The following is a 22619-nucleotide window of genomic DNA, read 5'->3' on the forward strand; positions in this document are numbered from 1 at the left end:
TCAGAGCGTCTCCGGAACGACGAAGGCGGCACGGGTCTCGGGCGGCAGATGGCGGTCGAACCAGGCGGCGACCGGCGCCAGCTCCGGCTTCGCCAGCTGGGCCTCCAGCAGGCGCCAGACCCGCGGCAGATGGACAAGGTAGGACCGCCGCCCCTGGCTCAGCGCCAGACGGACGAAGATGGCGACGATCCGCGTGTGGCGCGCCGCCCCCAGCACCGCCATGGCGCGGCGGAAGGCGGCGGGTTCGGTGTCGGGACAGGCGGCGAGATAGCGCACGACCATCGCCTCGGCCAGATCGGGCGCCACGTCGCGCCGCGCATCCTCCAGCAAGGAGACGAGATCGTAGGCCCGCGGCCCCCAGCCGGCGCTCTGGAAGTCGATCAGCCCGGCGGCCTTCACCCCCGGCCGATCCAGCCGCATCAGGTTGTCGACGTGATAGTCGCGCAGCAGAAGCGACGGCGCACCGGCGCAGACCGGCTCCAGCATCGCCCGCCATGCCGTATCGAAAGCGGAACGATCCTCGTCACTCAAGGCCCGTCCCGTCGCCACCGGCACATAGGCGTCGATGAACAGCCGGGTCTGGGCGATGAACAGGTCCGGATCGTAGACGGGTAGGGCCAACCGCTGCGCCGCTCCCTCCGGCCAGCCGCGGTGGATGACGATCAGCGCGTCGGTCGCCATCTCGTAGAGCGGTTGGGGATCGGCACCGTCGGCAAGCAGGCGGGAGAATGTTTCGCTTCCGAAATCATCCTGGATCGCCAATCCCCGCTCCACATCCGATGCAAGCACGGCGGGAACCGACAGCCCGATGGCCGCCAGTTCGGCGCCGATGGCGATGAAGGGCTCGAGGTCATCGGCCGGGGCGGGCGTGTCGACCAGGATCAGCGTGCCGCCATCCGCCTTGCGCAAACGCTCATACCGCCGGGCGGAGGCATCGCCGGCCAGCGGCTCCCGCGCCGCGCCGGACAGGCCGTTGGCGGCGAGGAAGGCGACGATCTCGGCTTCCCGCGCAGAAGAGACGACGGACATTACAGGGGGCATCACAGCGTCCAGTCGGCGGCGGCCACCCGCGCCGCCAGCGCGCCATGGCCGGTCAGCGTGGCGCGGCGGGCATCGGGCCCATCATGTTCCATCGTCACCTCGACCCGGTCGGGCGGCAGCAGCGGACCCAGCCGGTCCGGCCATTCGACCAGCGCCACCGCCTCGGCCCGCGCGTCGTCCCAGCCCAGCTCATACACCTCGTCCGGCCCCGACAGGCGGTAGAGGTCGAAATGCCAGACCGGGCCGATGGCGGTGTCGTAGGTCTGCACCAGGGTGAAGGTGGGGGACGGCACCTCGGCGTCCTCTTGGGTGACGCTGCGGATCAAGGCCCGTGACAGCGCCGACTTGCCGGCGCCGAGGTCGCCGCGCAGGGCCACGAGGTCGCCCGGCCGCAGGATGGTGCCCAGCCGGCGGCCCAGCGCCGCGGTGGCGGTCTCGTCCGGCAGCGGGAGGGTGACGGTATGGTGGGGAGTGTCCGACATGGCGCGGATACTGTGCGAAGCCGCCGCCCGCCCGCAAGCCGGAAAGAAGAGTGGGTCGGCCGCAGACTTACCGGCCGATCCGCCGCTTGGGCGACAGCCGGTCCGCCGCTCCCGATCCGGCGCCTTCTGCCGCGCCGGCCACCACCAGCCGCGGCGCCTTGTTGAAGTTCATGGTGATCATCAGCGTCAGCGCGCCGTTGATCAGGTGCAGCATCTTGTCGGACGCCACCGGCAGGGGGATGCGCCGGCCCATGCAATAGCCGACCAGCGCCGCCGTCACTTCGGTTTCGGCCAGCACCAGCTCGGTCACCGCACCGTCGTCGTCGGTGATGCTCAGGCGGGTTTCGATGCCCTCCTGCTCCGGCCCCTCGTTGCGGTGATAGACGATCTTGGACACGGTGCCGACCGGCAATGTGTCCTTCACCCGCCGCCGACGGTCCAGCACCGCCCGCACCACCTCCTGGTCGGTGAAGACCAGACACCGAAGTTCCTTCATTCCGGGCCTCCACCCGACCGGCCTCCAGGCAAAGAAAGCCCGGTCATCCGCCGCCGACCTTCACTTTCCGCTTCGCCACCGCCGCGTGCAATCGACAAATTTAAGCGAATTTATGCGAAATTGTTGCTCGACTTCGACGGTCCGTCGTCCTGCCTCGCACGCGACACAGCACCGCTTTCCCCTTGCGGGGGGTTGACCCGGCCGGGAAATGCGGACAATGGAAGGACCGTTCGCCGACCCTTTCGCATCATCCTCCACCCGGCACCCCGTCTCAAGGAATTGGCTTTCATGTCGCAGACCGCCTCCAGCCACGATGTCCTCACCACCGATGTCGTCATCGTCGGCGCCGGCCCCGTCGGGCTGTTCGCCGTGTTCGAATGCGGCATGTTGAAGATGCGCTGCCATGTGGTGGACGCGCTGGACATGGTCGGCGGCCAGTGTACGGCGCTCTACCCGGAAAAGCCGATCTACGACATCCCGGCCCACCCCTCCATCGAGGCGGCCGACCTGATCGACCGGCTGGCGGAGCAGGCTGCTCCCTTCTCGCCCACCTATCACCTGGGCCAGCAGGTGGAGAAGCTGACGCGCCAGGACAGCGGGCGCTGGCTGGTGGAGACCAGCATCGGCACCAAGATCGACACCCAGGCGGTGATCATCGCCGCCGGCAGCGGCGCCTTCGGCCCCAACCGCCCGCCGCTCGACGGGCTGGAGGCGTATGAGGGCAAGTCGGTCTTCTACATGGTGCGTCGCCGCCAGGACTTCGCCGGCAAGAAGGTGGTGATCGCCGGCGGCGGCGACAGCGCGGTCGATTGGGCCATCTCGCTGGCCGACGTGGCGGAGCGCGTCTATGTCGTCCACCGCCGTCCGAAGTTCCGCGCCGCGCCCGAAAGCGTCGCCCGCATGGAAGCGTTGGTGCGCGAGGGGCGGGTCGAGATGGTGGTGCCCTATCAGCTCTCCGGCCTGGACGGGGAGAACGGCCAGCTGACCGCCGTGCGCGTCGCCACGCTGGACGGCGAGGAAAAGGCGCTGCCGGCCGACGCCATGCTCGCCTTCTTCGGACTGTCGATGAATCTCGGGCCCATCGCCGACTGGGGCCTGGATCTGGAGCGCAGCCACATCGCGGTGGCCCAGCCCGGCTGCGCCACCAACGTGCCGGGCGTCTTCGCCATCGGCGACATCGCGACGTATCCCGGCAAGCTGAAGCTGATCCTCTGCGGCTTCGCCGAAGCGGCGCAAGCCGCCCACGCCATCCGCCCGCTGGTCTATCCCGGCGAGGCGCTGCACTTCGAATACTCGACCTCGAAGGGCGTCCCCGGCGCGGCGTGAGTTAAGATGCCCTCTCCCGTCCCGGGAGAGGGAGGTATTTTACTCCGCCCTCACCCCGTTCACCGGGGCCCGCACCGGCATGATGCAGCGGACATGGGCGCTGCGGTAGACCCCGGCGGCGCCGGTTTCGTCCAGCTCCAGCCGGCCACCATGCAGTTCCACCACGTTGCGGGCCAGCGACACGCCCAGCGCCGCCGCGCCCTGCGGGTCGGCGTCGGGCGCGGCGGCGCCGCTGACCGATAGGGTGATGCTGCCGTTCAGCCGCTCTCCGGCTAGGCGGATGCGGCGGTCGGACGGCGGGTTGCGGATGGCGCCCACCACCAGGGTGAACAGCGCCTGCTTCAGCCGCTTGCCGTCGCCCTCCATCTCGCCCAGCGCCTCCGGTGCCACCACCTCCAGCCGCAGCCCCTCGCGCCGCGCCCAGTCGCGGGTCAGGCCGGCCACCGATTCGAGCAGGTCGGGCAGGTTGACCGCGCCGCGGTCCAGCGTGGTGACGCCGGCCCCCAGGCTGGTCAGGTCGACCACGTCGTCGATCAGCTCCAGCAGGCGCTGGCCGGCCGTCAGCATGCTGCGCACATACTCCATCTGGCGGTCGTTCAGCTCGCCGAAATACTGGTTCGCCAGCATCTCGGCGAAGCCGATGATGCCGTTCAGCGGCGTGCGCAGATGGTGGGAGACGTTGGCGATGAACTCGCTCTTCAGCTGGTCGGCGGCCTCCAGCGCCGCGTTGGAGGCGCGCAGCGCCGTCTCCAACCGGGCGCCGTCGGTCACGTCCAGATAGCTGTTCAACACCGCCCCGTCGGGCAGCGGCAGGGTGGAGAACTCAACCACCGACCCGTCGCTGCGCTCCACACGGCCGGAGCGGACGCTGCGCTCCAGCGTGGCGCCGATCAGCTCCTCCTTCAGCGCCTCCCATGTGGCGGCCTCGCCCGGCCGGTCCGCGATCTTGTCGGTGCCCTTATCCGCCGGCTGCATCTCCAGCAGCGGGCGCATGCGTTCGATGACGTCGGCGATGTGCGGTTCGCCGTGCAGGTCGCCGTCGGCCAGATCCCAGATGCGGGCGAAGGCCGGATTGGACAGCTTCAGCCGGCCGTCGCCGCCGAATACGGCGATGCCCTCCGCCAGATTGTCCAGCGTCTCCTGCTGCACCGCCATCAGCGTGTTGTAGGAGGATTCCAGCGCCAGCGTGTTGGTCACGTCCTCAAGGATGGTGATCAGCCCGCCCTGCGGGTGCGGCGCGGCCAGATGGCGCAGCGTCGTGCCGTCCGGCAGGTGCAGCATCTCCTCCACCGGTTCGACCAGATGGGTGTAGCGGGTCAGCCGCTCGCGCTTGAAGGTCTGGTAGTCGGCATATTCCGGCAGGCGGCGGCGGGCGCGCAGCTCCTCCAGCAGTTCGGCGTTGGTCGGTTCGGTGCGCAGCCACGCCTCGTCCAGTTCCCACAGCCGGGCATAGGCCTGGTTGAAGAAGGTCAGGCGGGTGTCGGGGCCGAAGATGGCGATGGCGGTGCCCAGCCGCTCCAGCACCTCGGCATGGGCGGTCAGGTGGCGGTCCAGCTCGCCGCGCAGTTCCTCCAGCGGGGTGAGGTCGAGGGCGTACCCGACCACCAGCGTGCCGCCGCCGTCGGTCAGCGGCAGGGGCGCCTCCGTCACCTCCAACAGGCGGCGTTCGGTGCCGATCACCACGGGGGCGCGGTCGGACTGGGCGAAGCCGCCGCTGCGCGCCCGTTCGGCCAGCGCCCGGCCGGTGGCGGTCAACTCCCGCCCCTCCGTCACCACACTGTCGGGATCGCCGTCGACGGCGCGGGCATAGGCGCGGTTGCACCAGGACAGCCGCAGCGAGCGGTCGCGCATCCACACCGGCACCGGCAGTGCATCGGCCATCGCCTGCAACTCGGCAAGGCGGGAGCGCGCGGCCCCCGTCGCCTGCTCCTGACGCCGCGTGGCATCGCTGGCGGCGTCGCGGGCGACGGTCACATCCTCGATCCACACCACGTCGCAATGGGTATCGCCGGCCCGTCCGCGCCGGCCGGTCAGCACCAGCTGCCGCCCGTCGGGCGCCGCCGCCTCGCAGCGAAAGGGCTCGCCGTCCTGGCGCAGGCGGGAGAGGGCGGGGGCGAGGTCCGGCACCGTCAAGCAACCGCTCAGCTCGTCGGCACTGGAAATGCGCAGAAGGGCAGCGGCGTCGTCCGATAACGCGCTGTCGCCCTGGTCGGTCCAGACGCACCAGGGGTGCGGCGCGGCGGCCAGCATGGCGCGCCATCGGTCACGGTCTGCTGCGGCGTGATCGGCTTGGCGCCGGGATTCCTTGTTCCAAAAGAAGCCAGCGAGACCGACCACGCTTTTCACCCCCGGGACCGCCGGGCTTGTCGCTGGCCCGGTCGAATCTGTCGAAATGAATCAAGAAGCGCAGAGTAGTTCAGCCCTCTCCCACCGACAAGCGAACACCCGTCCGCTTTGCGCCTTTTCGAGGTTTCCTTCCCGCCCAGGTAGTTTTCGCTCCGGCACGTCCGGTTACGCCATGGTCTCTTCCGGGCTGGGCACCGTCTCATTCGTGTGACGCAGGGCGTGAATCGCCTTTTCGACCTTCGGGAAGGCGGCGGCCATCGCGCGGGCGTGCCGCTCCACATCCGACGCGCGCGCCTCGACGATGGCGCGTTCCAGCGCGCTGCAGGCGGCGGCCAGCGCCCGCGCCCCCGCCGTCCGTGCCGCTCCCGCCGCCGAATGGGCCGCGGCCCGCGCCTCTTCCATCTCGCCGGAGTCGAGCGCCTGCCGCACCCGTTCCAGCGTCGGCCGCGTCGTCTCGATGAAGAAGTCCATCATGTCGAGCGTGCCGGCATCCAACCCGCTCCCTTCCATGCCGCCAAAGGTTTCGCGCACATGGTCGAGGTCGAGCACCGGCAGCGCCTCCTCCTCCTTCGGCGCCGGTTGCGGCTCCGCCGCCCGCAGCTCCGGAGCGGCGCGGGGGTCGAGCCAGCGGGCGAGCACGCGCGAGAGCTGGGCCAGCGTCACCGGCTTGGCGAGGTAGTCGTCCATGCCGGCGGCAAGGCAGCGTTCCATCTCGCCGGACAGGGCGTTGGCGGTCATGGCCACGATGGGGGTGTGCCGCTGCCCATCCTCTTCCGCCCGGATGCGGCGGGCCAGTTCATAGCCGTCCATCGCCGGCATGTGGCAGTCGGTGATGACCAGCCGGTGCAGTCCACGCCGCCATGCCGCCAGCGCCTGCTCGCCATCGGCCGTCAGCTCCGCCGCATAGCCCAGCCGGCGCAGCTGGCGCAGCACGACCTGCTGGTTGGTCGGGTGGTCTTCCGCCACCAGGATCGGGCCCGATTCGGCAGGAACCGGCGACGGAAGACATGACGGCAGGCCGGGGGCCTCCAGGGCGGGGCCGGCGGCGTCGGGCGCGCTACGGCCGGTCAGGATCGCGGCGGCACGGATCAGGGCGGTGCGGTGGACCGGCTGCACCAGTCCCGCCATTTGGCCCGAAACCGTGTGGGGAGAGGCGACCGTACCGCCGCCTGCCGGCCCCGCCCCGGAGGCTCCCTGCCGCCCGTCGCCCAGCAGAAGCCGCGGCAGGCCGGGACAGCGGGCGCCGGCCAGCGGCTCCAGCCGCCCGGCCAGCGCCGTGGTGGTCACCAGCAGCCCGAATCCGCCGCGCCCCAGCTTCGATGCGGCATCGGCCATCATGGCGGCGGTCGTCACGGTCGCGCCGCCCTGCTCCAGATAGCGGGCCAGCACCGCGCGCTGCACCTCGTCTTCGTCGACGACCAGAACGGACAGGCCGTCCAGCGGCGGCGGAGCGGGTGATGGGGTGGGCGCCGGCTCCGCCGCGCGCGGCAGGTCCACCGAGAACCAGAAGGTCGACCCGCGACCGGGCGCCGATTCGACGCCGATCTGCCCGCCCATCCGTTCGACCAGCCGGGTGCAGATCGCCAGCCCAAGCCCGGTGCCGCCGAAGCGCCGGGTGGTGGAGCTGTCGGCCTGGCTGAAGGGCTGGAACAGCCGGGCCTGCCCCTCCAGCCCGATGCCGATGCCGCTGTCCTCCACCGCCACATGCAGGCGGACATGGTCCGGATCGGATCGGGTGGCGTCGGCCGCATGGACGCGCAGCACCACCCGGCCGCGGTCGGTGAACTTGATGGCGTTGCCGGTCAGGTTGAACAGGATCTGGCGCAGCCGGCCGGAGTCGCCGCGCAGCCGCTCCGGCACCGAGCGGTCGATGTCGCAGATCAGTGCCAGCCCCTTCTGGTGGGCCTGGGGCGCCAGCAGGTCGGCCACTCCCTCCACCAGCTCCGCCGGGCGCAGGTCGAGATCCTCCAGCTCCAGCTTTCCCGCCTCGATCTTCGACAGGTCCAGGATGTCGTCGATGATCCGCAGCAGCGCCGCCCCGCTATCCCGCATGGTGGAGACCAGCGTGCGCTGCTCCTCGTCCAGCGGGGTCAGCGCCATCAGCTCCAGCATGCCCAGCACGCCGTTCATCGGCGTGCGGATTTCGTGGCTCATCGTCGCCAGGAATTCCGCCTTCGACCGGGCGGCGATCTCCGCCTGCTCCTTGGCGGCGCGCAGGGCCTCCTCCGCCTGCTTGCGCGCGGTGATGTCGTAGCTCCAGGCCAGCACCGCCGGTTCGCCCTCGAAGCTGGTGCGCTGGAGCGTCTTCAGCGCCCAGACCCGGCTGCCGTCGGGACGGACCACCGCCGCCTCGGCATCGCGCACCAGCACGCCGCCGCTCTCCGGCTCCTGGCCGCTCTGGCCGCCTTGGCCGATTGCCCCGGCGGGCAGGGCCGGCGCATGGCGGCTGCCGACGAATTCCTCCAGCGGCCGGCCGGCCAGTTCGGCGGCGCGGGCGTTGGCGAAGGCGACGGTGCCGTCGGCGCGGCGGATGGAGACGCCGACCGGGCTCTGCTCCAGGATGGTGCGCAGCCGGCGCTCGCCCTCGGCCAGCGCGCTTTCGCGGGCGCGGATGGCGGTGACGAAATAGGCCAGCGCGCGGGCCATCTCGCCGATCTCGTCCCGATTATCGGCCCTGTCTTCGGCCCGGCTGCCGGCCGGGGTGACGGCGGGCAGGTCCAGATCGGGCAACGAATCCGACATCCCTGCCGGGTCGGCCGTCTCCACCGCCTGCATCGCGCTGCGCAGCCGGCGCAGCCGCGCCACCACGTTGCGGTGGATGTAGGCGAAGATGGCGGCGGCCCCCAGGATCGACAGCACCGCCATGGCGATCACCGCCCGCTTGCCGTCGCGGATCACCCGCTCGAACTCATCGGAGCGGCGGGCGACGTCCTGCTCCACCGCCAGGAAATAGTCGGACACGATGCCGACCAGCTGGTCCGAAACCGCTTGGTTGCGCGCAGCCGACCGCTTGATCGCCCGTTGCAGCGACAGCTCCGCCTCGCGCATCGTGAACAGGGGGGACGGGCCGAAGGCCTGCTCCGCCACCTCGCGCTGCAGCGGTTCCAGCCGCGCCGCCCGGTCGGGCGGCAGCAGGGCCAGAGCGGCGGCGGCATTGTCCAGCGCGGCGCGGGTGTCGGCCCGGAAGCGGTCGAGCTGGCCGTCGCGGTCGGATCGCAGCGCCGCCAGCAGCGTGGTCGCCGCTCCGGTCATCTCGCGGCGCCAGTGCTCCAGCGCCGCGCGGCTGCGGTCCGCGGCCTCGGCGTCCGGCAGGCCGGCCCGCAGCTCCATCGGCCAGGGTGCGTCGGCCTCCCGCGTGCCGGCCGCCGCCAGCCGGGCGGTCAGGGCGGCCAGCGCCTGGGCGCGGGCGCCGGTCTCGGCGCTGAGGGACAGCTGCTGGCGGACCTGGGCGTTCAGGGTCAGCAGCGTGCCGACCAGTTCGTTCTTGCGGCGGTCCAGCTCGCCCAGATCGGCCCTGCTGCTCTCGGCGTGGCCGTTCTCGGCCCGGTCGGCACGGCGCAGGGTGCCGCCCCCGGTGCTGCCCCCGGTGCCTCCAAGAGCGATCAGCCGGGCCGTCAGCTCCTCCAGCCGCGCCAGTTGCCCGTCCATCCGCGCCATTACCGCCTCGCGCGCGCTCTGGTCGGGGGCGGCGACCAGGGCTGGGGCGATGGCGGCGACGGCGCCGCTCTGCTGCACCAACTGGGCGGCGGCGACCAGCCCCGGCACCTTGGCGGTGGCGATCTGCTCGTATCCCTGGTGGAAGCGCGAGAACAGCGAGACGGCGACGACGCTGGTCGCCGCGGCCAATCCGCCGATGACCGTCAATCCCGCCAGGATGCGGAACGCCACGCTCCGCCCCAGGAACCGCCGGGGACTCCGCATGCCCACCCCCTCGCCCGCTGCCGTTCCTACCCCGACCGGCTAGGTGATCATGCCCCGATCGGCTTGCCGATCATGCCATAGAAAGCGGGGTGGGGGAGGGGGAAGTCAGGCGACGCCGGTGGAGCCGAAGCCTCCCGCGCCGCGTGCGGTCTCGTCCAGCGAGGCGACCTCGACCAGCGCCGCCTGCGGCGCCTCGGCGATCACCGCCTGGGCGATGCGATCGCCGCGGGCGATGGTGAAGGGCTCCTCGCCCAGATTGATCAGGCAGACGCCGACTGGGCCGCGGTAATCGCAATCGACGGTGCCCGGCGTGTTCAGCACCGTGACGCCGTTCTTCACCGCCAATCCGGAGCGCGGCCGGATCTGCATCTCCCACCCCGCCGGCAGCCCGACGGCGAAGCCGGTCGGTACCAGCACCCGCCTGCCGGGATCCAGCACGACGGGGGCATCGGCCGGCACCGCGGCGCGCAGGTCGAACCCGGCGGCTCCCCCGGTGGCGTAGGAGGGCAGCGGCAGGTCGTCGTTGCCGGGCAGGCGGAGGAAGGCGACGGTGGGGGGCATGGGGGGTCCTGTGGTTGGTGAGGTCCGGGCTTACGAATGCCCCCTCCCTAACCCTCCCCCTCTTCGAGGGAGAGGGAACTCCGCCGCTTTGGCGCCTGACTCCCTCTCCCGCGTAAGCGGGGGAGGGTTGGGGAGGGGGCACCGCAGAGTGGGGGCTCTAAGTAGACGCTACTTCCCCTTGAAATACTCCGCCACCGCCTCGGCCAGCCGGGTGGCGACGGCATCCTTGGGCATGGTCGGCCAGGACTCGACGCCGTCGGCGCGGATCAGGTGGACGGTGTTGTCACTACCGCCGAAGGTGCCGGTGCCGGGGGAGACGTCGTTGGCGACGATCCAGTCACAGCCCTTGCGGGCGCGCTTGGCGGTGGCGTAGGCCAGCACGTCGCCGGTCTCCGCCGCGAAGCCGACCACCAGCGCCGGGCGGCGCTCGCCGGGCCGCGATAGGGTGGCGAGGATGTCGGGGTTCTCGGTCAGGGCCAGGGCCGGCGGGCCGCTGCCGTCCTTCTTCAGCTTGCGGTCACCGGCACCATCGACGCGCCAGTCCGCCACCGCGGCGGCGCAGACCGCGATGTCGGCCGGCAGCGCCGCCTCGCAGGCCGCCAGCATCTCCCGCGCCGTCTCGATATGAGCGACGCGGCAGCCGGCGGGGTCGGGCAGCCGGGTCGGGCCGCTGACCAGCGTCACCTCGGCCCCCAGCGCCGCCAGCGCCGCGGCGATGGCGTGCCCCTGCTTGCCCGACGAGCGGTTTGCGATGTAGCGCACCGGGTCGATCGGCTCGTGCGTCGGGCCGCTGGTGACGATGGCGCGGCGGCCGGCCAGCGGACGATGAGCCTCGGCGGCGAAGAAGCCGGCAATGGCGTCTACGATCTCCATCGGCTCGGCCATGCGGCCGGGGCCGTATTCGTTGCAGGCCATCACCCCGTCGTTGGGGCCGATGCGCCGCACGCCGCGGCTTTCCAGCAGCGCCATGTTGGCCTGGGTCGCGGCATGCTGCCACATGCGCACATTCATCGCCGGGGCGACCAGCACCGGCTTGTCGGTGGCCAGCAGCACGGTGGCGGCCAGATCGTCGGCCATGCCGGCGGCCATGCGCGCCAGCAGGTTGGCGGTGGCCGGCGCCACCACCAGCAGGTCGGCCTCGCGCGACAGGCGGATGTGGCCCATCTCCGACTCGTCGGTCAGCGACCACAGGTCGCGGTAGACGGTATCCTCCGTCAGCGCCTGTACCGACAACGGGGTGACGAAGCGGGCGCCGGCCTCGGTCAGCACCGCGCGCACCGTCACGCCGCGTTCGCGCAGGCGGCGGATCAACTCCAGGCTCTTGTAGGCGGCGATGCCGCCGGCGATGACCAGCAGAACGCGCTTGCCGGCCAGAATGGCGTGATCGGCCATGGCGAACCCCCTCTATCCGCCGTCCGTATTCAGGCGCCGGTTTCCCGACGTCCCATGCCCGCTGCTGATAGTTCATCGCGCCGCCTCCGGCAAGCGGCGGCGCCGCGACACACTCTGTCCGACGGCGATTTCGATGTGTTCGCGCGGCCGGCCATGCGCGTAAGGGTGGGATTTTCAGAATTATCTGTTAGACAATAGGAGCTGTTCCGTCCCCACCCTTCGCGTGTCACCCACAGCATGCCGCCAGGTTCCATTCCCGTCCTGCTGATCGAAGACACGCCGTCGCTGGCCCGTGTCTATGCGGAATACCTGAAAAAGGAATCTCATACCGTCATCTCGGTGGAGACCGGGGCCGATGCGCTGGCGCAGCTGAACGACGGCGCGCCGATGGTCGTGCTGCTGGATCTGCAACTGCCGGACATGAACGGGATGGAGGTGCTGAAACGCATCGACGCCCAGGCGCTGCCCTGCGCCGTCATCGTCATCACCGCCCACGGTTCCGTGAAGGCGGCGGTGGAGGCGATGCGCTACGGCGCCTATGATTTCCTGGTGAAGCCCTTCTCCGCCGACCGGCTGGTGGTGACGGTCCGCAACGCGATGGAGCGGCTGCGGCTGGCCCAGCTGGTCGACACCTTCGAGAAGGATCTGAACCGCGCCCGCTATCACGGCTTCATCGGCTCGTCGCTGGCGATGCAGGCGGTCTACCGCATCGTCGACAGCGCCGCCTCCTCGCGCGCGACCGTCTTCATCACCGGCGAATCCGGCACCGGCAAGGAGGTCTGCGCCGAGGCGATCCACCGCCAGAGCCAGCGCGCGGCGCGCCCCTTCATCGCCATCAACTGCGGCGCCATCCCGAAGGATCTCATGGAAAGCGAGATCTTCGGCCATGTGAAGGGCAGCTTCACCGGGGCGGTGTCGGACCGCGAGGGCGCGGCGGCGCGCGCCGACGGCGGCACCCTGTTCCTGGACGAGATCTGCGAACTGGCGCCCGACCTGCAGACCAAGCTGCTGCGCTTCATCCAGACCGGGACCTTCACCCCCGTCGGCGGGTCGAAGCTGGAGAAGGTCGACCTGCGCATCGTCTGCGCCACCAACCGCGATCCCCTGCGCGAGGTGGAGGAGGGGCGGTTCCGCGAGGACCTGTACTATCGCCTGCACGTCATCCCCATCCACCTGCCGCCGTTGCGCGAGCGCGAGGACGACGTGCTGGAGATCGCCCGCCACTATCTGGCGGAGTTTGCGAAGGAGGAGAAGAAGGGCTTCACCCGCTTCTCGCCCGAGGCCGAACAGGCGCTGCGCCATTATCACTGGCCGGGCAATGTCCGCCAGCTGCAGAACGTCGTGCGCATCGTCGCCGTGCTGCATGACGGCGACACGGTGATGCCGGAGATGCTGCCGCCGCCGCTCGGCACGCCGCAGCCGGTCTCGGTCCATGCCGCCGCCGCGCCGGCCGGCGCCCTTCCGGTTCCACGCCCGCATGTCCCGCCCTCCCCGGACTCGATCAAGCCGCTGTGGGAGGTGGAGAAGGACGCGATCGAGGACGCCATCGCCGCTTGCGACGGCAACATCCCGCGCGCCGCCGCCCTGCTGCAGATCAGCGCCTCGACGATCTACCGCAAACGCCTGGCCTGGCAGGCCGAAGGGAAGCTGTAGCGTCCCTGGCCGATCGGAGTCACACCCCGGATCGATTGCGATCTTCCGCGATCCGATCTAAGCCTTTATTTCGGCAAGGGTTTCTTGCTTCGCCGCGCAGATATACAAGAAACGGGCTAATACTCTTCGACCAAGCCTTGCCGCCTTGGTCGTAATTCCACTCTGAAGTCGGCCGTCGTTAGACCTATGCCGTGAGATGGAATTGCCCGCAACCACAGCATGCGGCTAGCCTCCCCGCACAATGTCTTGGTTCCGCTTGCCCGGCAGGCCTCACGGCGCGGCCGATGCCGGCGATTCCGGACCCATGGTTTGCCAAAGATCCGCTTCGCAGTGACTAGGGGGAGGCCCATGACAAACGGCACCGTCAAATGGTTCAACACCACCAAGGGGTACGGCTTCATCGCGCCGGAGGCCGGTTCGAAGGACGTGTTCGTTCACATCACCGCGGTGCAGCGCTCCGGCCTGCATGCCCTGTCGGAAGGCCAGCGCGTCCAGTTCGAGGTGGAGCGGGGCAACAACGGCAAAGACTCGGCGGTGAACATCAGCGTCGTCGAGTGAAAAGTCCGACCTGAGTCAGACCGGATATCCGGCGGCGCGGTAGGCCGCGATGGCGTCCCCGGCCAGTTGGGGAATCTCGCCGCGCAGCCTCTCCACCGCGTCCGCCGCCCCGTCCGCTTTTTCCCCCTTTGGTTCCGCAACGGATGCCCGGCACGCCATTTCCAGCGCGCGGGCGGCGCTGCACAGGGCGCGGGCGCCGAAGGTCCCGGCGGTGCTTTTCAGCGTGTGCGCTTCGCGCGTCAGAACGGCGCGATCGGTCTCCCCGGCGATGCGCGCCACCCGTTCCCGCGTCTCCTCCACGAACTGCCGCAGCACGTCGGCCAGCAGCTCCGCATCCAAGTCCTGAGCCAACTGGGCCAGCACCTCGCGGTCCAGCACCTCGCCCGCCGCCGCCGGTGCCGCCTGGGCGCAGGGGCCGAAGCCGGCCGACCGGTCCGGCGGCGCCCGCAGCCACTTCTCCACGGTTTCCAGCAGCAGCACCCGGTCCACCGGCTTGGCGACATGGTCGTTCATGCCGGCATCCTGGCAGCGGACACGGTCGGCCTCGTCGGTGTCGGCGGTCATGGCTACCACCGGCACCCGGCCGGCCGGTCCCGGCAGGTCGCGCAGCAGCCGGGTGGCGGTCAGCCCGTCCATTTCCGGCATCGACAGATCCATCAGGATCAGGTCATAGCCGCCGGCCTGCGCCGCCATCACCGCCTCCAGCCCGTTGTTGGCGGTGTCGGTCCGGTGGCCGGCCTGGGCCAGGATGGCGGTGACCAGCATCTGGTTCAGCGGACTGTCCTCCACCACCAGAATCCGGCAAGGAACCGGCTGGACATCCGTGGGGAGAAGCGACGGCGGCGTCCGCTGCGTCATCGGAACAAGGCTCCGCAATAAAGGAGGCACCAGTGTAAGGGTGCGGCCTTGCCGCTGCAAAGCCCCGCTCCATGTATGCAGACTGATCCGGGCGGGTCGATTTCGTGGGGGCTCGCGGCCCGGCGCTTCAAATCGGCGCGTCCCGCCGGTATGGTGTCGCGCTTGGCCGGTGTCCGGACCCGATGCCGCCCACTTGACTCCAGCTTCCCTTCGACTTCAGGCAGTGCCGCAGACGATGACCAAACTGAACACCTACCGCTCCGGTCCCGACGAGCGCGGGCATTTCGGAATCTTTGGCGGCCGCTTCGTCGCCGAGACGCTGATGCCGCTGATCCTGGAGGTCGAGAAGGCCTATCGCGAGGCGCGCGCCGATCCCGCCTTCGAAGGCGAGATGCGCCAGCAGTTGAAGCAGTATGTCGGCCGGCCCAACCCGCTCTATTACGCCGAGCGCCTGACCGAGCAGCTGGGCGGCGCCAAGATCTACTTCAAGCGCGAGGAGCTGAACCACACCGGCGCGCACAAGATCAACAACTGCATCGGCCAGATCCTGCTGGCGCGGCGCATGGGCAAGACCCGCATCATCGCCGAGACGGGCGCCGGCCAGCATGGCGTGGCGACCGCGACGGTCTGCGCGCTCTACAACATGCCCTGCGTCATCTACATGGGCGAGACCGACATCGCCCGCCAGCAGCCCAACGTCTTCCGCATGAAGCTGCTGGGGGCCGAGGTCCGCCCGGTGACGTCTGGCAGCGGCACGCTGAAGGACGCGATGAACGAGGCGTTGCGCGACTGGGTCACCAACGTCACCGACACCTTCTACATCATCGGCACCGCCGCCGGCCCGCACCCCTATCCCGCCATGGTCCGCGACTTCCAGTCGGTGATCGGCGACGAGGTGCGCACCCAGATGCAGGAACAGGAAGGCCGCCTGCCCGACAGCCTCGTCGCCTGCGTCGGCGGCGGGTCGAACGCCATCGGCCTGTTCCACCCCTTCCTGGACGAGCCGACGGTGCAGATGATCGGCGTCGAGGCCGCCGGCCGCGGCATCGAGAAGGGGCCGCTCGACCATGCCGCCTCGATCAACGGCGGGCGTCCGGGCGTGCTGCACGGCAACCGCACCTATCTGCTGCAGGACGAGGACGGCCAGATCCTGGAAGGCCACTCGATCTCCGCCGGCCTCGACTATCCCGGCATCGGGCCGGAGCACAGCTGGCTGCATGACGTCGGCCGCGTCGAATACGCCTATGCCACCGACCAGGAGGCGCTGGACGCCTTCCAGCTCTGCGCCCGCACCGAGGGCATCATCCCGGCGCTGGAATCCGCCCACGGCCTTGCCGAGGTCATCAAGCGCGCACCGAAACTGCCCAAGGACCACCTGATGGTGCTGTGCCTGTCGGGCCGCGGCGACAAGGACATCTTCTCCGTCGCCAAGCATCTGGGAGTGGAACTGTGAGTGCCGACATCTTGGCCGATGGCCGCATCGCCCGCCGGTTCAAAGCGCTGAAGGCGGAGAGGCGCGCCGGTCTGGTCACCTTCATCACCGCCGGCGATCCCGATCCTGCCGTGTCGCAGGCGGTGCTGAACGGCCTGCCGGCCGCCGGCGCCGACCTGATCGAGCTGGGCATGCCCTTCACCGACCCGATGGCCGACGGCCCGGCGATCCAGGCCTCCTCGCTGCGCGCGCTGAAGGCGGGGATGACGGTGCGCAAGACGCTGGAGATGGTCCGCGGCTTCCGCAAGCTCGACGCCGACACGCCGATCATCCTGATGGGCTATTACAACCCGATCTACGCCTATGGGGTGGAGCCCTTCCTGGCCGCCGCGCGCGAGGCCGGGGTGGACGGGCTGATCGTCGTCGACCTGCCGCCGGAAGAGGACGAGGAGCTGTGCATCCCGGCGCTGAAGGCCGGCGTCAGCTTCGTCCGCCTGACGACGCCGACGACGGACGAGGCGCGCATGCCCATGGTGATGCGCAACACCTCCGGCTTCGTCTATTACGTGTCGATCGCCGGCATCACCGGCACCGCCAGCGCGTCGAACACCGCCATCGACGCGGCGGTCGCCCGGCTGAAGCGCCACACCGACCTGCCGGTCGCCGTCGGATTCGGCATCAAGACGCCGGATCAGGCCGCCGAGGTCGCCCGCGTCGCCGACGCCGCCGTGGTCGGCTCCGCCATCGTCACCCGTCTGGCCGATGGGCTGGGCGCGTCCGGTGGTGTCAAGCCGGGCACGGTCGAGGATGTGCTGGGCTTCGTCGGCGAGCTGGCCGCCGGGGTGCGTGCGGCGCGGGGCTGAGGGACGGACGGTTTACAACGACGGCAAACAGCTTTACGACACCTGCAACACGATCGCTCATGGCGACGAACGGCTGAAGAGCCCGGTGCGGCACGGACCCCAAGTCCAGCCGCCGCCGGGCTTCGGCGTACCGCCATGTCGTTGAAAGGCGTTCCATGAACTGGCTTACCAACTACGTCCGTCCCAAGATCCGCGCGCTCTACGCCCGCAAGGAAGTGCCCGACAACCTCTGGCACAAGTGCCCGAGCTGCGAGTCGATGCTGTTCCACCGCGAGCTGGAAGAGAACCTGCACGTCTGCCAGCATTGCGGCTTCCACATGCGGCTCGACCCGGTCAAGCGGCTGGAGACGATGTTCGACGACGGCGCCTATGAGGGTGTCGAGCTGCCGAAGTCGGTCGCCGACCCGCTGAAGTTCCGTGATCAGAAGCGCTACACCGACCGCCTGAAGGAAGCCCAGACCAAGACCGGCCGCACCGACGCCATCGTGGTGGGCGAGGGCCGCATCGGCGGCCATGCCGCCGTGGTCGCCGCCTTCGACTTCGGCTTCATGGGCGGGTCGATGGGCATCGCCGTCGGCGAAGGGCTGCTGACCGCCGCCCGTCTGGCGGTGGCGAAGAACGCGCCGCTGATCGTCGTGCCGGCGTCGGGTGGCGCGCGCATGCAGGAAGGCATTCTGTCGCTGATGCAGATGCCGCGCACCACCATCGCGGTGGAGATGGTCAAGGAAGCCGGCCTGCCCTACATCGTCGTGCTGACCGACCCGACCACCGGCGGCGTCACCGCCAGCTTCGCCATGCTGGGCGACATCCACATCGCCGAGAAGGGCGCGCAGATTGGCTTCGCCGGCGCCCGCGTGATCGAAAGCACGATCCGCGAGACGCTGCCGGAAGGCTTCCAGCGCTCCGAATATCTGATGGAACACGGCATGGTCGACATGGTCGTCCACCGCCGCGACCTGCGCCCGACGCTGGTCCGCACCATCGGCCTGCTGATGACCCCGCGTATCGACGCGGTGGTGGAGGACATCGACCTGTCCGCCGCCCAGGCGGCCGACGGCGAGCCGGCCCAGTTGCCCCAGTCGGCGACGCAGCCGGTCACACAGCCGGCCACCCAGGCGACCGCGGCCCAGCCGGCGGCGACGCAGCAGGCGTCCTCTCAGCAGGCGTCTCCTCAGCCGGCGGCTCCTGTCCAGGCCGGCGACGACTGACCGGCACCTCCCGCCCATCCGACCAGAGACGATCATGACCGACGCCGCCCTTCCGCTCGCCAATCCGTCTGACGGGCCGGCCGCGACCCGTTCCGACCCGGTGCTGGACCGGCTGAAGGGGCTTCATCCCAAGGTCATCGACCTGTCTCTGGACCGGGTGCGCCGTCTGCTGGCGGCGCTGGACCATCCGGAGCGGAAGCTGTCGCCGGTGGTCCATGTCGCCGGCACCAACGGCAAGGGATCGACTGTCGCCTTCCTGCGCGCGATGCTGGAGGCGGCCGGCCACCGCGTCCATGTCTACACCTCGCCGCACCTCGTCCGCTTCCACGAGCGCATCCGCTTGGCCGGCCGGCTGATCGACGATGATCATCTGGCCGCCCTGCTGGAGGAGTGCGAGGTCGCCAACGCCGGCAATCCGATCACCTTCTTCGAGGTGACGACGGTCGCCGCCTTCCTCGCCTTCTCCCGCGTGCCGGCCGACGTGGTCCTGCTGGAGACTGGGCTGGGCGGGCGGCTGGACGCCACCAACGTCGTGGACAAGCCGGCGGTGACGGCGGTCACCCGCATCTCCTACGACCACCGCCAGTTCCTGGGCGAATCGCTGATGGAGATCGGCAGCGAGAAGGCCGGCATCTTCAAGCCCGGCGTCCCGGTGGTGCTGGCCCCGCAGCCGGAAGCCGACGCGCTGAAGGTGCTGAAGCTGCGCGCCAATGCCATCGCCGCGCCCATCCAGAGCTGGTCGGTGGAAGAGCGTCCGGATGGCTTCCGCTTCGAGAGCGCGAAGCGCAAACTCGACCTGCCGATGCCGGGGCTGGCCGGCGTCCACCAGATCACCAATGCCGGCGTTGCCATCGCCTGTCTCGACCATCTGCCGCTGGCGGTGGACGACGACGCGGTGCGCCGCGGCCTCGCTACAGTCGAATGGCCGGGACGCCTGCAGCGCCTGACCCGCGGCCCGCTGGCCGAGAGCCTGCCGCCGGGCTGGGAGCTGTGGCTGGACGGCGGCCACAACGATTCGGCGGGCGAGGTTCTGGCCCGTCAGGCGGTCGACTGGTCGCGCGGCCAGCACAATGGCGGCCAGCCCAATGAGGGATCGGGCGGCAGCCCCGCCCTGCCGCTTCTGCTGATCTACGGCATGCTGTCCAGCAAGGACCCGTTCGAGTTCCTGGGTCCGCTGGCTCCCTTCACCCACGCCCTGCGCGCGGTGGCGATCCCGGGCGAGGAGGCGAGCTTCACCGCCGAGGAGTCCTGCGAGACCGCCAAGCTCTGCGGCATCCGCGACCATGGCGCCGCCGACAGCGTGGACGCCGCCCTCGCCGATCTGGTGGCCGGCCGGCAGACCCCGGCGCGCGTGCTGATCTGCGGCTCGCTCTACCTCGCGGGCTCGGTGCTGGCGGAGAACGGCTGAGGGTGTAACCGGGGCGACCGAACTCACCGGCGGGCCATCGGGTCCGCCGGCGCAACCTGCTGCCGGCCTGACGCGCGAACACAAAAAAGCGGGCCAGATGCCGTTTCCGGCAACGCCCGCTGACGATCCATCAACTTGTCTCACCCTTCCGGGGAAGGGGGAAATGGTGGAGCCGAGGAGGATCGAACTCCCGACCTACGCATTGCGAACGCGTCGCTCTCCCAGCTGAGCTACGGCCCCACACTCACACCGTGGCGTCTTCGTCGCCCCGGCGTGGCGCGGATATTGTCCATGACGGGGGGTGCTGTCAAGCGCTTGATTCAGAAAAAATGAAGTGGGTGTGGGATGGCGCAGGAAGGGGCGTAGGACGGCCGATCCGCCGCAGGCCGCTCGGGCGATCGGCGGGCCGCCGTACTGGACAGGCCTCCGCGCTTATGCTTAGGGTGCCCGGAAAAGGCTGGCGCCCGTCGCGCAGTGCGCTGCGCGCGGCCGTCGCAAAAACCGCACTGGAGCTGGCCCGGCATGATCGCGCTGTATTTGCTCATCAACACCATCCTGGACCTGTTCTTCTGGGTCCTGATCCTGTCGGCGATCCTCAGCTGGCTGGTGGCCTTCAACGTGGTGAACACGCGCAACCGCGCGGTCTATCTGATCGGGGATTTCCTGTACCGCATCACCGAGCCGGTGCTGCGTCCGATCCGCCGCGTCCTGCCCAACATGGGCGGGCTGGACCTGTCGCCGATCGTCGTGCTGCTGGCGATCTCCTTCATCCAGAACCTGCTGGCGCAATACTGGCCGCGCTTCTGACAGTGGCGGCATCCTCCCCCATCGAGGCGGTGGCCGACGGCCTGCGCGTCGCACTTAGGGTGACACCCAAGGCGTCGCGCAATGCGGTGACCGGCACGGCCGACAAGGCCGGTGGGGGGAAGGTTCTGAAACTGGCGGTCACGGCGGTGCCGGAAAATGGCAAAGCCAACGAGGCCGTCATAAAACTGTTGTCGAAGGCATGGAAACTGCCCAAGACCAGCCTGACGGTGGTGGCCGGCGCCACCGACCGGAACAAGATTCTGCATGTGGCGGGCGACCCGGCGGCATTGCTGGCGCGGCTGTCACCCCTGATCGACGATGTGGGTAGCGAGGGTGGAGAGTAGCATGGCGGACGCGAAGATCATCGACGGCAAGGCCTTTGCGGCCGGCCTGCGTGCGCGGGTAGCGGACGGCGTGGCGGCGCTGAAGGCCAGCCATGGCGTCACCCCCGGTCTGGCCGTCGTGCTGGTGGGCGAGGATCCGGCCAGCCAGGTCTATGTCCGCTCCAAGGAGCGGGCGCTGGTCGAACTCGGCATGAACAGCTTCGACCATCACGAGCCGGCCGACATGGCCGAATCCGACCTGCTGGCCTTGATCGACCGTCTGAACGCCGATCCGGCGGTGCACGGCATCCTGGTCCAGCTGCCGCTGCCCAAGCACATTGACACTCAGAAGGTGCTGGCCCGCATCGTTCCGGAAAAGGACGCCGACGGCTTCCACGTCGTCAATGCCGGCCTGCTCGCCACCGGCCAGCCGGGCGCCATCGTGCCCTGCACACCGCTGGGCAGCCTGCTGCTGATCCGCGACACGCTGGGCCGCGACCTGAAGGGCAAGCGCGCGCTGGTGCTGGGCCGCTCCAACATCGTCGGCAAGCCGATGGCCCAGCTTCTGCTGCAGGCCGACTGCACGGTGACGATGGCCCATTCCCGCACCGCCGATCTGCCGGAGGAATGCCGCCGCGCCGACATCCTGGTCGCGGCGGTCGGCCGGCCGGAGATGGTGCGCGGCGACTGGATCAAGCCGGGCGCCACGGTGATCGACGTTGGCATCAACCGCATCGCGGCGCCGGAGCCGGGCAAGACCCGTCTGGTCGGCGACGTCGCCTTCGACGAGGCGGTGAAGGTCGCCGGCGCCATCACGCCCGTGCCTGGCGGTGTCGGCCCGATGACCATCGCCTGCCTGATGCTGAACACGCTGGCCGCCGCCTGCCGTGCCGCCGGCGCACCGGTGCCGGCAGAGGCCGCCCTTTGATCACCGTCCATGCCCGTGCCGAAGACGGGCGGGTGGTGCGCCAGCCGCTGGAACTCGGCGAGGACTTGCCGGTCGGCGCGGTCTGGATCGATCTTCTGCGCCCGACGGAAGCGGAGCGCGGCCATGTCGGCGCGCTGACCGGCTGCGACCTGCCGACGCGCGAGGAGATGAAGGAGATCGAGGCCTCCAGCCAGCTCTATGTCGAGGGGGAGGGGATCTACATGACCTCTCCCATCATCTCGCGCGCCACCTCGCCCCATCCGGAGCAGGGCGAGCTGACCTTCGTGCTGACCCCGCGCCAACTCATCACCCTGCGCTACACCGAACCGCTGCCGGTCATCACCTTCGCCGCCCGCTGTGTCCGCCAGCCGGAACTGCTGGCGACGGGGGAAAGCGCGCTGTTCGGCCTGCTGGACGCGGTGATCGACCGGGTGGCCGACGTGCTGGAACTGGTCGGCGGCCGCATCGACGAGCTATCGGCCCGTGTCTTCGACGATTCGCTGGATGGCGGCGGCTTCGGCAGGGCGGCCAAGAAGCCGGACGAACTGCAGGACGTGCTGCGCGGCATCGGCCGGGCCGGCGACCTCACCCACAAGGTGCGCGACAGCCTCGCCGGGCTCGACCGGCTGGTGGTGTTCATGACCTCGGTCAGCGGCGGCCGGCTGAACAAGGAACAGAAGACCGCGCTGAAGACGATGACGCGCGACTTGCGGTCCCTGACCGAGCATGCCGGCTTCCTGGCGCACGAGGCGAACTTCCTGCTCGACGCCACGCTGGGCCTGATCAACATCGAACAGAACGCCATCATCAAGATCTTCTCGGTCGTCTCGGTGGCGCTGATGCCGCCGACGCTGATCGCGTCGGCCTATGGCATGAATTTCAAGCACATGCCGGAACTGGACTGGGACTTCGGCTATCCCATGGCCATCCTGCTGATGGTGCTGTCGGCGGTGGTCCCGCTCTGGTACTTCCGCCGGCGCGGCTGGCTGTAAGGGACGGGGAGGCCGCCGCCGCGA

At 69.9% G+C, this 22619-nt stretch carries 19 protein-coding genes and 1 tRNA gene; 11 read left to right on the forward strand and 9 right to left on the reverse strand.

Annotated elements, in window-relative coordinates; translation table 11 throughout:
• The 3 genes from M5E06_RS13050 to M5E06_RS13060 form a co-directional block, all read right to left on the reverse strand.
• Nucleotides 1-1041 (reverse strand): aminoglycoside phosphotransferase family protein, encoded by a 1041-nt coding sequence (locus M5E06_RS13050; RefSeq protein WP_252138466.1) that lies wholly within the window; start codon nt 1039-1041, stop codon nt 1-3.
• Nucleotides 1041-1523: a tRNA (adenosine(37)-N6)-threonylcarbamoyltransferase complex ATPase subunit type 1 TsaE gene (gene tsaE / locus M5E06_RS13055; RefSeq protein ID WP_252138467.1), complete on the reverse strand. Its 483-nt coding sequence runs from the start codon at nt 1521-1523 to the stop codon at nt 1041-1043. The genes M5E06_RS13050 and tsaE overlap by 1 nt, the downstream gene beginning before the upstream one ends.
• A 67-nt stretch (nt 1524-1590) precedes the next feature.
• Nucleotides 1591-2019, reverse strand: coding sequence for a hypothetical protein (locus tag M5E06_RS13060; RefSeq protein WP_109073258.1), 429 nt, complete (start codon nt 2017-2019; stop codon nt 1591-1593).
• Between the two features lie 288 nt (nt 2020-2307).
• Here M5E06_RS13060 and M5E06_RS13065 point away from each other — a divergent pair, with 288 nt between their 5' ends.
• A complete protein-coding gene (locus M5E06_RS13065) occupies nt 2308-3345 on the forward strand; it encodes an NAD(P)/FAD-dependent oxidoreductase (protein ID WP_252138468.1) in 1038 nt (345 codons plus the stop codon).
• Nucleotides 3346-3384: 39 nt separating this feature from the next.
• Here the strand turns inward: M5E06_RS13065 and M5E06_RS13070 are convergent, their stop codons facing one another.
• The 4 genes from M5E06_RS13070 to coaBC form a co-directional block, all read right to left on the reverse strand.
• Nucleotides 3385-5595, reverse strand: coding sequence for a PAS domain-containing sensor histidine kinase (locus M5E06_RS13070; protein WP_252138469.1), 2211 nt, complete (start codon nt 5593-5595; stop codon nt 3385-3387).
• A 261-nt stretch (nt 5596-5856) separates the two neighbouring features.
• Nucleotides 5857-9612, reverse strand: coding sequence for a hybrid sensor histidine kinase/response regulator (locus tag M5E06_RS35540; RefSeq protein WP_286208655.1), 3756 nt, complete (start codon nt 9610-9612; stop codon nt 5857-5859).
• Between the two features lie 105 nt (nt 9613-9717).
• The gene (gene dut, locus M5E06_RS13090) at nt 9718-10173 is read right to left on the reverse strand and encodes a dUTP diphosphatase (RefSeq protein WP_252138470.1); all 456 of its coding nucleotides are present in this window, start codon (nt 10171-10173) and stop codon (nt 9718-9720) included.
• Nucleotides 10174-10341: 168 nt separating this feature from the next.
• A complete protein-coding gene (gene coaBC / locus M5E06_RS13095; RefSeq protein ID WP_109152672.1) occupies nt 10342-11565 on the reverse strand; it encodes a bifunctional phosphopantothenoylcysteine decarboxylase/phosphopantothenate--cysteine ligase CoaBC in 1224 nt (407 codons plus the stop codon).
• Between the two features lie 237 nt (nt 11566-11802).
• Between coaBC and M5E06_RS13100 the strand changes: the two genes are divergently transcribed.
• Nucleotides 11803-13218: a sigma-54-dependent transcriptional regulator gene (locus M5E06_RS13100; RefSeq protein ID WP_252138471.1), complete on the forward strand. Its 1416-nt coding sequence runs from the start codon at nt 11803-11805 to the stop codon at nt 13216-13218.
• 348 nt (nt 13219-13566) lie between these two features.
• Entirely contained in the window at nt 13567-13776 is a 210-nt protein-coding gene (locus tag M5E06_RS13105; protein ID WP_109152670.1) for a cold-shock protein, read from the forward strand.
• Between the two features lie 15 nt (nt 13777-13791).
• On the opposite strand, the gene M5E06_RS13110 is transcribed toward M5E06_RS13105, so the two are convergent.
• Nucleotides 13792-14634 carry a response regulator gene (locus M5E06_RS13110; protein ID WP_252138472.1) on the reverse strand — a complete coding sequence of 281 codons (843 nt, stop codon included), beginning with the start codon at nt 14632-14634 and terminating at the stop codon, nt 13792-13794.
• A 235-nt stretch (nt 14635-14869) separates the two neighbouring features.
• Between M5E06_RS13110 and trpB the strand changes: the two genes are divergently transcribed.
• From trpB to M5E06_RS13130, 4 genes are all read left to right on the forward strand, one after another.
• A complete protein-coding gene (gene trpB, locus M5E06_RS13115) occupies nt 14870-16087 on the forward strand; it encodes a tryptophan synthase subunit beta (protein WP_252138473.1) in 1218 nt (405 codons plus the stop codon).
• A complete protein-coding gene (gene trpA / locus M5E06_RS13120) occupies nt 16084-16929 on the forward strand; it encodes a tryptophan synthase subunit alpha (protein ID WP_252138474.1) in 846 nt (281 codons plus the stop codon). Before trpB ends, trpA begins: the two co-directional genes overlap by 4 nt.
• A 155-nt stretch (nt 16930-17084) precedes the next feature.
• Nucleotides 17085-18137, forward strand: coding sequence for an acetyl-CoA carboxylase, carboxyltransferase subunit beta (gene accD, locus M5E06_RS13125; RefSeq protein WP_252138475.1), 1053 nt, complete (start codon nt 17085-17087; stop codon nt 18135-18137).
• Between the two features lie 34 nt (nt 18138-18171).
• A complete protein-coding gene (locus M5E06_RS13130) occupies nt 18172-19545 on the forward strand; it encodes a bifunctional folylpolyglutamate synthase/dihydrofolate synthase (RefSeq protein WP_252138476.1) in 1374 nt (457 codons plus the stop codon).
• 164 nt (nt 19546-19709) lie between these two features.
• Here the strand turns inward: M5E06_RS13130 and M5E06_RS13135 are convergent.
• Nucleotides 19710-19785: transfer RNA gene (locus M5E06_RS13135), tRNA-Ala, on the reverse strand.
• A 282-nt stretch (nt 19786-20067) separates the two neighbouring features.
• Here M5E06_RS13135 and M5E06_RS13140 point away from each other — a divergent pair.
• Genes M5E06_RS13140 through M5E06_RS13155 form a run of 4 tightly spaced genes read left to right on the forward strand, consistent with a single transcriptional unit; the run spans nt 20068 to nt 22595 of the window.
• Entirely contained in the window at nt 20068-20352 is a 285-nt protein-coding gene (locus M5E06_RS13140) for a YggT family protein (RefSeq protein ID WP_109073245.1), read from the forward strand.
• 29 nt (nt 20353-20381) lie between these two features.
• Complete coding sequence (locus M5E06_RS13145; protein ID WP_169055033.1) at nt 20382-20696, forward strand: DUF167 domain-containing protein; 315 nt, start codon at nt 20382-20384, stop codon at nt 20694-20696.
• Nucleotide 20697: 1 nt separating this feature from the next.
• Nucleotides 20698-21603, forward strand: coding sequence for a bifunctional methylenetetrahydrofolate dehydrogenase/methenyltetrahydrofolate cyclohydrolase FolD (folD, locus tag M5E06_RS13150; RefSeq protein ID WP_252138477.1), 906 nt, complete (start codon nt 20698-20700; stop codon nt 21601-21603).
• Nucleotides 21600-22595, forward strand: coding sequence for a magnesium transporter CorA family protein (locus M5E06_RS13155; protein WP_252138478.1), 996 nt, complete (start codon nt 21600-21602; stop codon nt 22593-22595). The genes folD and M5E06_RS13155 overlap by 4 nt, the downstream gene beginning before the upstream one ends.
• The last annotated feature ends 24 nt before the right edge of the window (nt 22596-22619 follow it).

The sequence above is a fragment of the Azospirillum sp. A1-3 genome (genome assembly GCF_023806445.1).
Taxonomy (GTDB): Bacteria; Pseudomonadota; Alphaproteobacteria; order Azospirillales; family Azospirillaceae; genus Azospirillum.